The sequence below is a fragment of the Acidobacteriota bacterium genome (genome assembly GCA_016712445.1).
GTDB lineage: Bacteria > Pseudomonadota > Alphaproteobacteria > Caulobacterales > Hyphomonadaceae > Hyphomonas.
The window spans coordinates 245,674-259,008 of sequence record JADJRB010000001.1 but is presented as its reverse complement, the minus strand read 5'-3'; the positions used below and the strand labels follow the sequence as shown (position 1 = coordinate 259,008).

General features: G+C 64.2%; 17 protein-coding genes and 1 tRNA gene. 10 read left to right on the top strand and 8 right to left on the bottom strand.

Annotated elements, in window-relative coordinates:
* Positions 1-7 precede the first annotated feature (7 nt).
* The 6 genes from IPK75_01285 to IPK75_01260 all read left to right on the top strand — a co-directional run bounded on the left by IPK75_01285 (position 8) and on the right by IPK75_01260 (position 3,101).
* Positions 8-487: a hypothetical protein gene (locus tag IPK75_01285; protein ID MBK8196971.1), complete on the top strand. Its 480-nt coding sequence runs from the start codon at positions 8-10 to the stop codon at positions 485-487.
* Between the two features lie 50 nt (positions 488-537).
* A complete protein-coding gene (locus IPK75_01280; GenBank protein MBK8196970.1) occupies positions 538-849 on the top strand; it encodes a hypothetical protein in 312 nt (103 codons plus the stop codon).
* 116 nt (positions 850-965) lie between these two features.
* On the top strand, positions 966-1,139 hold the full coding sequence (locus tag IPK75_01275) for a DUF1508 domain-containing protein (GenBank protein MBK8196969.1): 174 nt from the start codon (positions 966-968) through the stop codon (positions 1,137-1,139).
* Positions 1,136-1,627 carry a hypothetical protein gene (locus IPK75_01270; GenBank protein ID MBK8196968.1) on the top strand — a complete coding sequence of 164 codons (492 nt, stop codon included), beginning with the start codon at positions 1,136-1,138 and terminating at the stop codon, positions 1,625-1,627. Before IPK75_01275 ends, IPK75_01270 begins: the two co-directional genes overlap by 4 nt.
* The gene (locus IPK75_01265) at positions 1,624-2,649 is read left to right on the top strand and encodes a hypothetical protein (GenBank protein MBK8196967.1); all 1,026 of its coding nucleotides are present in this window, start codon (positions 1,624-1,626) and stop codon (positions 2,647-2,649) included. The genes IPK75_01270 and IPK75_01265 overlap by 4 nt, the downstream gene beginning before the upstream one ends.
* A 53-nt stretch (positions 2,650-2,702) precedes the next feature.
* The gene (locus tag IPK75_01260) at positions 2,703-3,101 is read left to right on the top strand and encodes a hypothetical protein (protein MBK8196966.1); all 399 of its coding nucleotides are present in this window, start codon (positions 2,703-2,705) and stop codon (positions 3,099-3,101) included.
* A 112-nt stretch (positions 3,102-3,213) separates the two neighbouring features.
* Here the strand turns inward: IPK75_01260 and IPK75_01255 are convergent, their stop codons facing one another.
* Together IPK75_01255 and IPK75_01250 are read right to left on the bottom strand one after the other, a co-directional pair.
* Entirely contained in the window at positions 3,214-3,591 is a 378-nt protein-coding gene (locus IPK75_01255; protein ID MBK8196965.1) for an HNH endonuclease, read from the bottom strand.
* Positions 3,592-3,718: 127 nt separating this feature from the next.
* A tRNA-Pro gene (locus tag IPK75_01250) sits at positions 3,719-3,795 on the bottom strand.
* A gap of 176 nt (positions 3,796-3,971) precedes the next feature.
* On the opposite strand from IPK75_01250, the gene IPK75_01245 reads away from it, so the two are divergent.
* Together IPK75_01245 and IPK75_01240 are read left to right on the top strand one after the other, a co-directional pair.
* A complete protein-coding gene (locus IPK75_01245) occupies positions 3,972-4,664 on the top strand; it encodes an N-acetylmuramoyl-L-alanine amidase (GenBank protein MBK8196964.1) in 693 nt (230 codons plus the stop codon).
* 111 nt (positions 4,665-4,775) lie between these two features.
* Positions 4,776-6,239: a phosphotransferase gene (locus tag IPK75_01240; GenBank protein ID MBK8196963.1), complete on the top strand. Its 1,464-nt coding sequence runs from the start codon at positions 4,776-4,778 to the stop codon at positions 6,237-6,239.
* Here the strand turns inward: IPK75_01240 and IPK75_01235 are convergent.
* From IPK75_01235 to IPK75_01225, 3 genes are read right to left on the bottom strand one after another with little or no spacing between them, the layout of a single operon-like run.
* Complete coding sequence (locus IPK75_01235; protein MBK8196962.1) at positions 6,236-6,994, bottom strand: glutathione S-transferase; 759 nt, start codon at positions 6,992-6,994, stop codon at positions 6,236-6,238. The genes IPK75_01240 and IPK75_01235 overlap by 4 nt on opposite strands.
* The gene (locus IPK75_01230) at positions 6,877-7,809 is read right to left on the bottom strand and encodes a rhodanese-related sulfurtransferase (protein MBK8196961.1); all 933 of its coding nucleotides are present in this window, start codon (positions 7,807-7,809) and stop codon (positions 6,877-6,879) included. The genes IPK75_01235 and IPK75_01230 overlap by 118 nt, the downstream gene beginning before the upstream one ends.
* A 46-nt stretch (positions 7,810-7,855) precedes the next feature.
* Entirely contained in the window at positions 7,856-8,245 is a 390-nt protein-coding gene (locus tag IPK75_01225; GenBank protein MBK8196960.1) for a MerR family transcriptional regulator, read from the bottom strand.
* 69 nt (positions 8,246-8,314) lie between these two features.
* Between IPK75_01225 and IPK75_01220 the strand changes: the two genes are divergently transcribed.
* Both IPK75_01220 and IPK75_01215 read left to right on the top strand, forming a co-directional pair.
* Positions 8,315-9,556, top strand: a complete 1,242-nt coding sequence (locus IPK75_01220; protein ID MBK8196959.1) for an NADH:flavin oxidoreductase/NADH oxidase family protein — start codon at positions 8,315-8,317, stop codon at positions 9,554-9,556.
* A 55-nt stretch (positions 9,557-9,611) separates the two neighbouring features.
* Complete coding sequence (locus IPK75_01215; GenBank protein MBK8196958.1) at positions 9,612-10,097, top strand: flavodoxin family protein; 486 nt, start codon at positions 9,612-9,614, stop codon at positions 10,095-10,097.
* A 12-nt stretch (positions 10,098-10,109) separates the two neighbouring features.
* On the opposite strand, the gene IPK75_01210 is transcribed toward IPK75_01215, so the two are convergent.
* The 3 genes from IPK75_01210 to IPK75_01200 all read right to left on the bottom strand — a co-directional run bounded on the left by IPK75_01210 (position 10,110) and on the right by IPK75_01200 (position 13,323).
* Positions 10,110-10,694 (bottom strand): hypothetical protein, encoded by a 585-nt coding sequence (locus tag IPK75_01210; protein MBK8196957.1) that lies wholly within the window; start codon positions 10,692-10,694, stop codon positions 10,110-10,112.
* A 176-nt stretch (positions 10,695-10,870) separates the two neighbouring features.
* Positions 10,871-12,037, bottom strand: coding sequence for a DUF262 domain-containing protein (locus IPK75_01205; GenBank protein ID MBK8196956.1), 1,167 nt, complete (start codon positions 12,035-12,037; stop codon positions 10,871-10,873).
* Entirely contained in the window at positions 12,034-13,323 is a 1,290-nt protein-coding gene (locus tag IPK75_01200; GenBank protein ID MBK8196955.1) for an adenine-specific methyltransferase EcoRI family protein, read from the bottom strand. The genes IPK75_01205 and IPK75_01200 overlap by 4 nt, the downstream gene beginning before the upstream one ends.
* Positions 13,324-13,335 lie beyond the last annotated feature (12 nt).

Genomic DNA, 13,335 nt, shown 5'->3' with positions numbered 1-13,335 from the left:
ACCTCACATGTTCAGTAACCTGAAGACCCTCGCGGCCAGCGTGCTTGCCGCCTTCTCACTCGGCAACGTGTCCGGATGCGCGCTGTTGCAGCCGGTCCTCGCGACGGCCAATGGCACGCCCTATGCCGAGGTCTGCGACGGTGCGGACGGCATCGAAGGCGGCGTCGCCTGCACGCTGACCTGGTACCAGTCGGCGCTCTCGACCGGCAAGGATCTCTGCCTTGCGTCGGGCACCGAGCCGGACGCCGACCTGCGCGCGGCGCAGGAGGCGACGTGCCTCAAGGTGGCCGCCATCGATGGCCGCGTCACTTCGTCGGCCGAGCTTGGCTGGGCGGCGCTCGCGGAGGTGTCCAAGGCCCGCGCCCTGTCGGCCAGCGATGACAGCGCGGCGATCAAGGTGCTCGAAGCCGCGCGCCAGCTGCAGGAAGTCTGGGCGCTGCACGGCCCGCTGATCGCCGAAGCCGTGAACGACCTGCGCGGCGAGTAGGCCGCGCCCGTCTCCCCCTCAACCCAACCCTACAGGAGGCCTGAAAGCCTATGGACCCCATCAAGACCATCAAGCAAGTCGCGGCCGTGAAAGACCTCGCCTTCGATCTCATTGGCGCCAAGACCGATGCCACGATCATCTCGGTTGCCGAGAGCTATATCGACCGCGCCTTCGCCTGGGCGATGCTCTCGGCGCAGGGCAAGGGCAATTTCGACAAGCATCTCGACGCCGATGCCGCGCAGCTGCGCAAGATCGTCGCCGGCGGATATCGCCGCGAGGACATCGATGCGGCCCGCGCCCGCCTGCGCGAGACCAGCGCCTTGATCCAGGCCGAAGCGGCCCGGATCAAGGCCAAGGGCTGAGCCCCGACCCGCGCGGCGAAATTCTGGCGCCGCGCGCTGCGCCCGGCCGGGTCCTCTTGGCGGGGATGTGACTGGCCGGGCGCCCCCTTTCATCCGCAGGCTGACGGAGCGAGGCCATGAAATTCGAGAAGTATTGCGACGCCGCCCACAAGTGGCGGTGGCGGCTGCGCGCCCGCAACGGGAAGATCCTCGCCTCCGGTGAGGGGTACAACCGCGAGGCAGATTGCGACCGGGCGATCATGCTCGTCAAGGGCAGCGGCGGCGCGCCGGTCCGGACGGTCTCGGCATGAGCGGGGCGGACGTGACCCCTGCCGCTGCCATCCAGCAGGCCGCCCAGGCCTCCACGCCGTGGGGACGGCTCGTCGCCGTGCTCGGTGTCATGGGGGTGGCGTTCAGCTGGTATGCCCAGAATATCGAGACGGCTGGCCCGGCGTTGTCCTCGCCGCCCGCGCTGGTCGTCTCGTACTTCGCCGCCGTCGGCATCGGCATGGCGGTCGATCACTGGTTCTTCGCGCGCCCGCGCCTGTCCGACATGCGCGCCCAGCTCGCCCGCATGGAGGCGCACATCCATTCGATGGACGGCCTGATCAGCGAGCTGCGCAAGGAGGAGCGGGCGCTGCGCGAAGACAAGGGCCACAAGACGGCCGAGATCACCGAGCTGCGCACCTCGCTGAAATACCTCCGAGAGGATCTCGATGCGCTGCGCGCCGAGGCCGTTCCCGAAAACCCGAAGCCGGGGCGCCGCCGCGTCCGGACCCCAAAAGGAGACCCGACATGATCCGTTCCCTGATGGCCGCGCTTGCGCTCGGCCTTGCCCTTGTCCTCTCGCCGCCGGCGCAGGCGCAGACCGACCCGCAAGTCGCGGAGCTGCTGCAGAGCCTCAACGCGGCGGTCGCCGCAATCGAGCCCGATCCGGTCGAGGTCGAGGCATTGACGCAGAAGGCCGCCGCCCTCGAGGCCGAGCTGGCCGCCACCCGCGCCCAGCTCGCGAGCCTTGAGACCGGGCGCGCCGAGCGCCTCGCCGAAGCGCAGCGCCTGTGGCGCCAGCTCGGCACCTTCCTGATGGTGACGCCGGACGTGCCGCCGCCGGCGACGGGCCTGACCCTCTTCCCCACGCAGTCGGTCGCCTACCAGAACTACAACCAGGTTTATCACCCGATCGAGGGGGCGCAGCCCGGCAAGATGCCGGACGGCTTCTCCTTCGCGTTCGGCAATCTCGTTCCGACAGCTGACGGCGCGCTGATCCACCGGCTCACCGGCACGACCGGCGCGGCGATCAAGTGGGAAGCCGAGAAGAAGCTGGCGAAAACGCAGGGCCATTACGTCACCGAGGCGACGATCCCGCGCGTCGTGCCGGGCGTCGTCTACAACCCGCTCTGGCTCTACTCCGAGGGCAGCGCCGAAGGCGGCCACGAATTCGACTTCGAGTACATGCAGGGGCGCCTCGAGTATAACCTGCACAACGGCTCCGGCGGCTACCGCATGAAGGCGGTGAACAAGGACCTTTCCGGCCACCGCGTGCGCTGGGAGATCGTCCGCCGGCCGGGCCGGGTGACGATGCGCGCGACCTCGCTGACCGATGGCTGGACCGACGAGCTCGTCATCACGCCGGCGCAGGTCGCGGCCTGGGCCGCCCAGGGCGGCACGCCGCCCAACCTGCGCTTCCCGCCGGACACGGTCCCCATGTTCCCCGTCACCGAGCTGTGGCGCTGCCGCTGGGCCGACTGGTGCGGCACCTGGAACCCGGCCACGCCGGTGCCGGTCGAGATGATCCTGCACGGCTACCGCTTCGATCCCTGATCCGTTCCGGCGCCCGGAAGCGGGCGCCACCCACCCCGCAGAGGAGCTGCGACATGCAAGACCCTACCCAGATGACCTTCGCGGCGCGCGCGGCCGCCAAGGATGACCAGATCGCGTCGATCGCCCGGCGCGAGGCGACCGAGGTGCGCCTGAAGAAAGAACTCGCGGACGAGCAGGCGGCCCGCGCCGAGGACGAGAAATACCTCGTCCAGCTCGCGCTCGCCGATGCCGGCGCCAACCAGCTGATCCTCGAGCGGTACGCGCAATACCTGCCGCCGCCCGCGCCGCCCGCGCCTCCGCCGCCACCGCCCGAGGCGCAACCGGAATCCGGCGCCGCGTCAACCGGCTCGGCTGAAGTGTCAACCGATGCCGGCACCGACGTCGCCGCGCCTGCCGATCCGGCGGCGCAGGCCAGCGACGCCGCGGCCGGGGAGGCTGTCCCCGTCACCTGACGAGACCTGGCCGGGTCGTTTCCTCCCCTTGCTGTCCCGGTCATGACTGGCCCGCCGCTCCCCTCGGGCGGCGGGCGCTTTTTCCGTTTCGGGGGTCGGAATATGCACGGGTTTATGCACCGGGGGTGGCGCGAGCTGCGCGGCCTCCTCTGGCCCGGCCCTTTCGGACCTTGTCGGCTGCATTGTCTTTCGCCGTTCCAAGAAACAGATGGGACGGGTTAACGCAGGCGCGTACATCGCAGGTGTGGCATACCAACTTTTCCCGGGGGTTGATCCGGTGGCCGATAGCGAACGCAACACGGTGGGCTCCCTCAACGACCTTTACCTTGTATCCTACCCTGACTGAGCCGTATCCATTGGAGGATTTGCCGCCCTTCCATAACCAGCAGTTGGTCGACTCACCGCTTTCGGACTGTCGCCAGAAGCGTTCAACAAACTGCAGGGCTTCCGGGCTAGGGTTCAACAACCAGTCTAGGTGCGAAAACGACATCGATGAGTGCCTTCATAATCGGGATTGATCGAGATACACGGAGGTCCTGAAGTAAGCGAGCGGTAAACCATGCGTAAACCGCACCGCGCGGCAATTCATTAAAATCGTTTATAAACAAGAGTTTCGATGGTCGGAGTGAGAGGATTCGAACCTCCGACCCCTAGCTCCCGAAGCTAGTGCTCTACCAGGCTGAGCCACACTCCGATGCCATCAATTTATTGCCGCGGCCGCCCTCGGGCGTCCGGGCCGGGAAGCCGCGCTTTTACGCGCGGGGGCGGATTTTGCAAGGGGCAAAAGGCGCCTCGCCGGGAATGTGCGGGCCTGCGCCAATCTTGCCCGAATTGGCGGGCAGGCTGACGAGCTGGATCGAGGAGGCGGCCATGATCGCGCAGCGGGTGGTTCACATGCTGGCCGGGCTTTGCCTCGCCGGTTGCGCCGCCGGGCCAGTCGCCGATGTGCCGGCCGGCAGCGCGCCCCCGCCTGCGGACGGGGCGTCCGCGCCGGCGCCAGCGGCCCTCGTCATCGACCGGCTACCAGAGGACTACCCGCACGGCGGCGACCCACGCCGCGCCGAAGACATCGACCTGATTGTCATCCACACCATCGGCGGGGCCATCTGCAAGGACGGCGCCCCCTGGTTCACGCCGGCCGAAGGCAGCGCGGTGTTCTGGCGCGACTGGTTCCTCGGCGAGACGGGCAAGAGCATCCACTATGTCATCGGCCGCGGCGGCGACATCGCCCAGCAGCGCCCTGAGCTGCGCACGGCCGGTCATGTCAGCTTCGGCGGCATCATGGCGCGCGTGAACCAGCGCTCGATCGGCATCGAACTCGTCAACCGGGGCGACGGCCTTGACCCTTTCCCTCAGGCGCAGATCGAGGCGGTGACGGCCCTCACGGCGGATATCGCATCGCGCTATGGCCTGCCGCCGGGCGCGCTGACAACGCACGCCGCGCTCGACGACCGGATGCAGCCCGATTGCGGCGGCGCGCCGCTGCGGCGGACGGTCGATCCGGGCCCGCTGTTTCCGCTGGAGGATGTCCGGCGGGCGGCCTGGGCACCCGCGCCGCCTTGAAGCCAAGGCGCTGACTTCCCTCTGGTCAAGGCTGGCCAAGCGCAAACCAGCGTTTCAGTATGCAGCACACAGAAGCGCCGCCAAGGCGCTCGCAGGAGGGGTTTGCAAGGCATGTCTTCACACCGTTCGCCGAAGGAACTGATCGAACTTTACTGGACGGAGGTCTGGAACAACCGGAACGCCGAAATGATCCGTGAATTGTGCGCCGATCCTATCGTCCGGCACGATCCCGGCAGCGTGACGGCCTTGCCGCTGGAAGACCAGATCGCGCGCGTGCGTCAGCAGAGCGAACATGCCGAGCCCTTCTTCGAGCACGAAGTTCTGCATGCGGATGATACCTTCGTGACGTCGGTCTGGAACATGCACACGCGCAAGGGCGCGCGGGTCGAGCTTTGCGGAATTGAAGTGTTCAAGGCCGAGAATGGCAAGTTCACGCATTGCTGGAATTCAAGTTATGTGGCGGGGCGCTGGGGCCGGGAGGGCGACAAGTCCGTGCCCGACAACCTTCCGCCGCCTGCGTTCATCTTTGGCGCCTCAAACGTGACGCCGGCCTGGCTGCAATCCGTATTCCAGCATGCCGGCCTGGACGCCCCGCGCATTTCCATCGTCGGCGTCGAGCCGATTGGCCACGGCAACCTGTCCGAAACGGTGAAGGCGAACATCACCTACAATGCCAATGCGGCCAACGCCATTTCATCCGTCGTCTGTAAATTGACATCCGCCATTCCCGGCGCCGTGGATATTGCGGGCATGCAGGACGTGTATGCGCGCGAAGTGGCGGTCTACCAGCTGTTTGGCAGCGCGCCGCCGCTGAACGTGCCGCGCGCTTACCTCGCCTCGGCAAGCCCGGACGGCCGGGCGCTGAACCTGGTGCTCGAGGACCTTTCGCGCCGCACTTCGCTTGGCAACCAGATCAAGGGATGCAGTCCGGCCGAGGCGGCGGCCGTTGTCGAACAGTTCGCGAAACTGCACGCGAAGTATTGGAAGGATCCTGCGATCCAGTCTGCGGGCTGGCTGCTCAAGCGCAAGGACAATGCGGCGCACACTGACGAAACATTCCGCGCAGGCGCCGCGATTTTCCGGCAGCGCTTTGAAGGCCGGATGGACGCGCGGCATCTTGACGGCATGGACCGGTTCCTTGGCCACGCGGCAGACTGGACACGCCGCAAGACCGGCACCGAAACGCTGGTCCACGGCGAAGCCCGTGTCGACAATGTCTTGTTCGAACAGTCTGAAGCGGGCCTAGCCGCCTGGCTGATCGACTGGCAGTTTGCCGATCTCGGCAGCCCGATGTTCGACACGGCTTATTTCCTCGCCGGTTCGCTGGCGAGCGATCAACGCAAGGCGTGTGAGCGCGACCTGATCGCGCGCCACCAGTCTGCCATTGCCGCGCGCGACCCTTCCTATTCGCTGGACCGGGCGCTTGCGGACTATGCTGCAGCCCTGCCGTTCGCGCTGTTCACGACCGTGGGCGCCGCGACAGTGATCCCGCCGGGCGAACATTCGGACGAACTCCTGATGACACTTCTGCGCCGCAATGTTGAGGCGTTGATCGACTGGAACGTGTTTCCCTAGAAGTGCTGAAGCTCCGTGAGCAGAGGTTCCGTGCCACCAGCTTGCCAGCGCGGCAGCTTCGCCATGATCGCGAGGAAGCGCGGATGGGCAACATGCCCCTCCAGCCATTGCTGTATTGGCTGCGGCGCATGTGCCTGCCAGAAGGCGCTGTCGGTTGCTGCGAACTGGCGCACAAACGGGAAGATGGCATAGTCGGCGAGCGTCGGGGCAGGGCCGAAGAGCTGGCCGCCGGCCTCTGCCAGCTGGTCGCTCAGTCTGCGGATTATCTCCATTCCGGCATCGCGGTTGGTTGCCGCGTCGTCGCCGTGACGCCCGGGATACTTGTAGCGGTCGAGCGCCTGCTTGAATGTCCCGTCATTCTGCGCGATCAGGCGGTTTGTTTCAGCCGCATCGGCTGCGAGCCAGCCTTCGGGATCGGTCTGTGCCAGTGCCCAGCGCATGATGTCGAGGCTCTCGTCGATCACCGGTCCGTCGTCCGGCACCAGCACCGGTACAGTGCCTTTCGGGCTTGCCGCCAGCATCTCGGCTGGTTTGTCGCGCAGCACGATTTCGCGTACGCGGACCGGCAGACCAGAGACAGAGAGGGCCATCCGGGCGCGCATCGCATACGGACAGCGCCGGAAGGAGTAGAGCAGCGTCAAGGCTCGCGGCCGGCGGGTGCCATATGCCTTTCGCCCCGCGCGCGGGCGAGGTCGATCTGGCGCTGGCGTTCGGCAAATCGGGCACGTTGCGCGTCCGTCATCTCGTGACGGCATGCGGCGCAGGAAATACCTTCCTCATAGTCCGGGTGCTGACGGCCCTCGGGCGAAACCGGCCGGCCGCAGGCATGGCACAGCACATGCTCGCCCTGGGTAAGGTCGTGGCGCACCGAGACGCGCTCGTCGAAGACGTAGCAGTCGCCGCGCCAGCGCGTCTCGGCCTCCGGCACGGTCTCGAGGTATTTGAGGATGCCGCCTTCCAGGTGGAAGACATCGTCAATGCCTTCCGCCTTGACGAAGCTGGTGGCCTTCTCGCAGCGGATGCCCCCGGTGCAGAACATCGCGATCTTCGGCTTGCGGCCTTCGGCTTCCAGCTGTTCGCGGAAGGTGCGGAACCAGGCCGGGAACTCGCGGAAGCTTTCCGTCTGCGGATCAATGGCGCCTTCAAACGTGCCGATGGCGACTTCATAATCGTTGCGCGTGTCGATCAGCACAGTGTCCGGATCAGCGATCAGCGCGTTCCAGTCCTCCGGCTTAACATACGTGCCGACAAGGCTGTTCGGGTCCGTGCCGGGCACGCCCATCGTGACGATCTCGCGTTTCAGCCGCACCTTCAGCCGCGCGAACGGCATATCCGTCGCTTCGGAGAACTTCGCTTCCAGCGCTTCGGCGCCCGGCAAGGCGCGCAAGGTGGCAAGCGCCTCGTCGATCGCTTCGGGCCGGCCCGCGATCGTGCCATTGACGCCCTCTCCAGCGATCAGAACCGATCCCTTGATGCCGAGCGCGCAGAACTTCTGCGCCAGCGCCTGCCGGCGTTCGGCATAATCCGGAAACCGGAAGAACTTGTAGAAGGCGGCGATGCGGACGGTCATGCGTGGGCCTTATGCCGAAGGGGCGTCGCTGTCGCCAGCGCCGGGCTCAGAAAGGAACATGGGCCACATCGGCGTGCTGGCCTGTCTGTTTCAGGGTCTCGAAATGGCGGATGGCCTGTTCGACGCGGGCGCGCGTCTCGCGCAGCCGGTCCATGTGGGTATCAATGGCGGCGAGCTTCTCCTTCAGGGCGGCGCCAACCGTGTCGCAGGACGGCGTGATCCGCGCATCGCCTGGCAGCAGGCGCGCAATCTCGTCGAGCGAAAAGCCGAGGGATTTGGCTAGATCGATCGTGCGCAACCGGTCGACCATTGCCGCGTCATAATCTCGGTACCCGTTCGGCGCACGGTCGGCGGCGGGCAGCAGGCCGTTCGCCTCATAATAGCGGATCCGCGAGGCGGGCAGGCCGGAGCGTTCCGAGAGTTCACCGATTTTCATGAGGCTTGACCTTAAACTATGGTTGAAGGTTTAGGGCAGGCCAAACCGGATTTCAACGGAGATGATTCCATGACCGAGTCTGCCCTGTTTACGCCCCTGACGCTGCCGAATGGTGCTGTGCTGCCCAACCGTCTCTGCAAGGCCGCGATGGAGGAAAACCTCGCCGCGCCGGGCCAGGTGCCGGGGGCGGATCTGTTCCGGCTGTATCGCAGCTGGGCGGCGGGCGGCGTCGGGTTGGTGCTCACCGGCAACGTGATGGTGACGCCTGCGGCGATGACCGGGCCGGGCGGCGTGGTTCTGGAAGCGGGCACCGACCTCGCGCCGTTCCGCGAATGGGTTCGCAATGCCAAGCCGGCGGGCGGGCATCTGTGGATGCAGATCAACCATCCCGGCCGGCAGACGATGGACGCGCTCGGCGAGCAGGCGGTGGCGCCGTCGGCGATCCGGGTGGACCTTGGCGAGCATTCGAAGCTGATGGCGCCGCCGAAGGCGCTGGACGAAGCCGAAATCCGCATACTGATAAACCGCTTCGCCGACACGGCGGCGCAGGCCGAGGCGGCCGGTTTCACGGGCGTGCAAGTGCATGCGGCGCACGGATACCTGATCAGCCAGTTCCTGTCGCCGCTGGTCAACAAGCGCTCCGACAACTGGGGCGGCAGCCTGGAGAACCGCGCGCGGTTCCTGCTTGAGACGGTCAGGGCGGTGCGCGTGCGGGTCAGTCCGGGCTTTTGCGTTTCGGTGAAGCTGAACTCGGCGGACTTCCAGAAAGGCGGCTTCGATGTCGAGGACGCAAAATGGGTGGCCGGGCAGCTGAACGGGCTGGGCGTTGACCTGCTGGAACTTTCCGGCGGAAGCTATGAGAGCCCGGCGATGCAGGGGCATACGGATGAAAGTTCGACCTCGAAGCGGGAGGTATATTTCATCGACTTTGCGCGCGATGTGGCTTCGGTGGCGAAGATGCCGATCATGGTGACCGGCGGTGTTCACCGGCTGAAGACGGCGGAGGCGGCGATCGGCAACGGCGTTGATGTGCTCGGCATTGCGCGGGCGATGGCGTTTGTGCCGGACTTGCCGGCGCAGTGGAAAGGTGGGCGGATGACGGATGTGTCGATGCCGGAAGTGACCTGGAAGAACCGGACGATGGCGGGGCTTGCCACGATGGCGCTGGTGAAGCGGCAGCTGACGCGGCTGGCGAAGGGCAAGCGGCCGAAGGCGGGATTGTCGCCGGTGGTGAGTCTCGTCCGTGACCAGATGAAGGCGAGGGCGCTGACGAAACGCTACCGGGCGTGGCGGCTCAGCCGAACCGGGTGAGGCCCCGGTTGTTGAACTTTACGTACAATCCGGATTGGCCCATTGGTCTTTCCCCATGAAGCACCTCCTGATCATCTGGCATTCGCGCACCGGCGGCAGCGAGGCGATGGCGCGGGCGGCGTTCGAGGGGGCGAAGGCCGAGGGCGAGGCGCGTTTGGTGAAAGCGGCGGAGGCGGGGCCGGAGGATTTGCTGGCGGCGGCGGGTTACCTGTTTTTCGGGCCGGAGAATCTCGCGGCGCTGTCGGGGGAGATGAAGGAGTTCTTTGACCGGTGTTATTACCCCGTGCTGGGGCGGATCGAGGGGCGCCCCTATGCGCAGGTGATCTGTGCGGGCTCTGACGGGGAAAGCGCGGCGCGGCAGCTGGCGCGGATTGCGACGGGCTGGCGGCTGAGGGAGGTGCAGGCGCCGCGCATCGTCAACACGCATGCTCAGACCACGGAAGAAATCCTCGCGCCGAAGGTGATCGGGGCGGAGCAGCTGGCGATGTGCCGGGAGTTGGGGGCCGGGATGATGGCGGGGGTGGCGAGCGGCATCTGGTGAGGCGCGCGGCGCCTAGCCGGAATCCGGATCGAGCCCGGCCCAGGCATCCGGCCGGGCGATCTGATCGAGCCGCATCAGCAGCGCATCGAGCGCCGGGGGAAGGGTGCGCAGCACAAAGGCGGGCACGGCGAGATCGCGCAGCACCGGGGCGGCGCCGCGCGCCAGCTGGCGGGCGAGGCGCCGGGCCAGCGGCAGCGGGCGCTGCAGGGCGGCGAGCAGGGTTTCGGCCCGGCTGAGGGCGATGGCCCAGTTGACATAATCATCCGGGTACGGTGCATGGCCGGGACCGGGCGGGCGGCGCGCCGGGGGAAGCTCGGCCAGGCTGAAGGGCGCGCTGCGCGCCCGCCCGCGTTCGCGCGGCGGGGCGGGCCCATCCGGCGCGGCGGCGCGGGGGCGGGGCGGCGGCAGGACCAGCTGGCGCGCGAGGGCGAGCAGGTAGCGGCGCAGGAACGCGCCGGCATAGCGAAGCTCGCGGTGGACATGGGCGGCGATGGACGCAAACGCCTCCGGCGCCGTGGCCGCCAGCAGAGCCTTCAGCACAAGGAGTATCCGCGCCAGCGGATACCAGAACTCGGGCAGGGGACGGTCGGGCGCCATGCCGGTGAGTATACAACCGCCCCGGACCCGGCCGGATTGGCGCGGGCGATTTATTTTGGAAGGCGTTTGTTTTCAGGGGGTTGTAGGCGCGCGAGTACGGATTTTTTGTTGCGCAAGGGCGCGCGAATGCAAGGATTTGCGGAAGGGTCAATGTCGGTGGAGAATCATTGCGTAGACTATCGATTGCCCTTGGCGCGATTATGGGTGGTGCACAGCATCTCACAGTTCGCAGCGGTGGTTGCGCCACCTTTGCTCCAAGCCGAAACATGATCCGCTTCCATTTCCGAAAGCTTCCAGATCCGGCTTTTGTTCGCGTCATGGCCCATTGCGCAGTGTGAACAGTTCGAAGTGTTCTTGGATTCGGCAGCCTTCGTCTGCTTGCTGTAGACAGCATTCTTAGTCGCATCATCGAACACACGAATGTCCAACAGTTTCGTATCTTGCAGACCATCGAGGATGAATTCGAACACGCCGCTCCGCCGCTTCACGTACGGGTCGGCAAATAGCCGCCGCACATCGGCAGACACTTTGGCTGGATCGTACGACTTGGAGTGGTGCAGCTCATAGAGTCGTCCCCACTCCAAACCTTGCATCTCCCTCTCAACATCTTTGAACACGCCGGACGCCCAATCGATCACGGTGTTGAAGTAAGTCTTCAGCTCACTGATGTCGCTCTTGGTGCGATGTTCGCTCATGTAGGTGCCGATATCGCCGTTACTCACCCAGTTCAGCGCGCGTTCAAGGTAGTCTTGGCGGTTGGCGCTTCCCTTAACATAAGCGCTCCATTTCTGGATGTTTGCGTTCTGGCTGTTGCTGAATTCGGCCTTGGCGAGTGTGACGAATGGGCCAGAGTAAATGGCGTTGAGCAATTCCTGATTGTTCAGCGGCACGCCCGCGATATTGATGGTCTGAAACCATTGCTTGATCTCGGTTTCAGTCCCCTCGCACTCATAGATCAGCAGTTTCGTGTCGAGAATTTTGGCCTTTTGGTCGGCGGGCAGGCTGTCGAAGTACTTGGGGTTGCCTTCATCCGTGATTGCGAACTTGTTCGTCACGAAACGGCCGATACTGGTGATGCGTTGCTGGCCGTCCAACACTTCGAACTTCTTGTCCGCGAGCTTGTTGAAATAGATGAGGCCCAATGGATAGCCCTTGAGCAGCGAGTGGATGACCGCCTGTTCCCTCTTGCCGCCGCCTTCCGCGTATATGTAGTTGCGTTGGTATTCCGGCTGAATAGTGAGCGTTCCGCTCAATCCGAACAGGCCCTTTCCCTCCAATTGGTTGTAGACAAATCCATCGCAGATCTCTGCGACGCTAATGTTGGTCCGAAGATTAGTTTTCATTTCGTTTTGCTCAGCGCCGAATGAGTCCGGTGGCGGATGAAAACACGTTTGTATTGCTGAATGTAGTACTTACCGTCCACAACATAGTATGTTTGGTCATTGGGCGGACGATCCACTTTGATCGCTACGCCATCGTTCAGTTTGGTTACGTTGCTTCTTCTTCCGGATTTGTCGACTTGGACTTGATTGCCATACTTCTTAGTTTGGAGCTCGTAGCTCTTTTCGTATCCTAGTATCTCGAATTGATCGGGATTGTATTTGTCAAGAAAGGTAATTGGCACGCCCATCATGCCTTGATGGTCGCTAGGTATCGCATCTGTAAATGGCACCTCGATAGCGTCGTAGTTGTCGTAACGATCGTAGGCCGTCTTGCCGTTAATTGCCTTGTGTTTGCTAAATTTGAGATTGTCAGCGGTAGTCATCAAAGGCAGTGCCTGATGGCGTCGGCCATGGTCCAGATTTGTCCACCAACGAACGCCTTTTATTCTTATGTATTTTTGGCCATGTTCATCGACGCGCCAACCAGCCGCATTCAGCGGATAATGGTCTGGAACGCGGAATTCCCGGTCGCCGCTGTGGATGCTCACGCCCATCCATAGTTTGTCGTCCCTTATGAGCGGAAAAACCTCCTTGTACGTCGTCGCCTGCATGTTGCCGATGATCAGAAACTTTTTCTCGTGTTTCACAAGCAGCGCTAGGTATTCGCGAAAGAGGGAGAAAGGGGGGGTGGTGACGACAATTTCTGCCTGTTTCAGAAGCGCAATGCACTCGGCACTGCGAAAATCGCCGCCGGGGAAATGGTCATCTGGGTTGAGGGACCTTCGCGCGGCTTTGTTCCTTTTGAGGAAGACCTTTACGTCATCGATGTCTACCGCACCGTCGCCGTTCTCGTCCCTGACGTGGTCGAGAATAACAGCGAGCGCCTTGGGTTTCCGACGCTTGCCATTCCCTTCGTTGTATTCCGGGAACAGCTCGCCCTGACCAGCGATGGGGGAACCGTCGTAACTCGTGGCGATGAGACGCTTGAGGCCAAGCTTGTTAAAGTTGGCCGCGAAATATTTGAAGAAATTGCTCTCGAATGGGTCGTCGCAATTGCAGTACACGACCTTGCCGCGAAAAGTGTCTGCGTTGAATTCCAGATAGGCTTCGACCTCTTTCTGGATGTCGACATATTGAGTATAGAATTCGTCCTGCTTGGCCGACTTCGCTGCGGCCAAGCCTTGATTCGAAGGCGCCTTATCGTCGTTAGTTGAGGCGGGCGATTTCCTCGATGCTGTTCGTGCCATCGTTGTGAGCAA

Coding starts and splice junctions, on each gene's coding strand:
- IPK75_01275 (MBK8196969.1), top strand. CDS start 966: ATGAAATTCGAGAAGTATTGCGACGCCGCCCACAAGTGGCGGTGGCGG.
- IPK75_01265 (MBK8196967.1), top strand. CDS start 1,624: ATGATCCGTTCCCTGATGGCCGCGCTTGCGCTCGGCCTTGCCCTTGTC.
- IPK75_01280 (MBK8196970.1), top strand. CDS start 538: ATGGACCCCATCAAGACCATCAAGCAAGTCGCGGCCGTGAAAGACCTC.
- IPK75_01210 (MBK8196957.1), bottom strand. CDS start 10,694: ATGGCGCCCGACCGTCCCCTGCCCGAGTTCTGGTATCCGCTGGCGCGG.
- IPK75_01205 (MBK8196956.1), bottom strand. CDS start 12,037: ATGAAAACTAATCTTCGGACCAACATTAGCGTCGCAGAGATCTGCGAT.
- IPK75_01235 (MBK8196962.1), bottom strand. CDS start 6,994: ATGCCGTCACGAGATGACGGACGCGCAACGTGCCCGATTTGCCGAACG.
- IPK75_01255 (MBK8196965.1), bottom strand. CDS start 3,591: ATGTCGTTTTCGCACCTAGACTGGTTGTTGAACCCTAGCCCGGAAGCC.
- IPK75_01230 (MBK8196961.1), bottom strand. CDS start 7,809: ATGACCGTCCGCATCGCCGCCTTCTACAAGTTCTTCCGGTTTCCGGAT.
- IPK75_01200 (MBK8196955.1), bottom strand. CDS start 13,323: ATGGCACGAACAGCATCGAGGAAATCGCCCGCCTCAACTAACGACGAT.
- IPK75_01220 (MBK8196959.1), top strand. CDS start 8,315: ATGACCGAGTCTGCCCTGTTTACGCCCCTGACGCTGCCGAATGGTGCT.
- IPK75_01245 (MBK8196964.1), top strand. CDS start 3,972: ATGATCGCGCAGCGGGTGGTTCACATGCTGGCCGGGCTTTGCCTCGCC.
- IPK75_01285 (MBK8196971.1), top strand. CDS start 8: ATGTTCAGTAACCTGAAGACCCTCGCGGCCAGCGTGCTTGCCGCCTTC.
- IPK75_01225 (MBK8196960.1), bottom strand. CDS start 8,245: ATGAAAATCGGTGAACTCTCGGAACGCTCCGGCCTGCCCGCCTCGCGG.
- IPK75_01270 (MBK8196968.1), top strand. CDS start 1,136: ATGAGCGGGGCGGACGTGACCCCTGCCGCTGCCATCCAGCAGGCCGCC.
- IPK75_01240 (MBK8196963.1), top strand. CDS start 4,776: ATGTCTTCACACCGTTCGCCGAAGGAACTGATCGAACTTTACTGGACG.
- IPK75_01260 (MBK8196966.1), top strand. CDS start 2,703: ATGCAAGACCCTACCCAGATGACCTTCGCGGCGCGCGCGGCCGCCAAG.
- IPK75_01215 (MBK8196958.1), top strand. CDS start 9,612: ATGAAGCACCTCCTGATCATCTGGCATTCGCGCACCGGCGGCAGCGAG.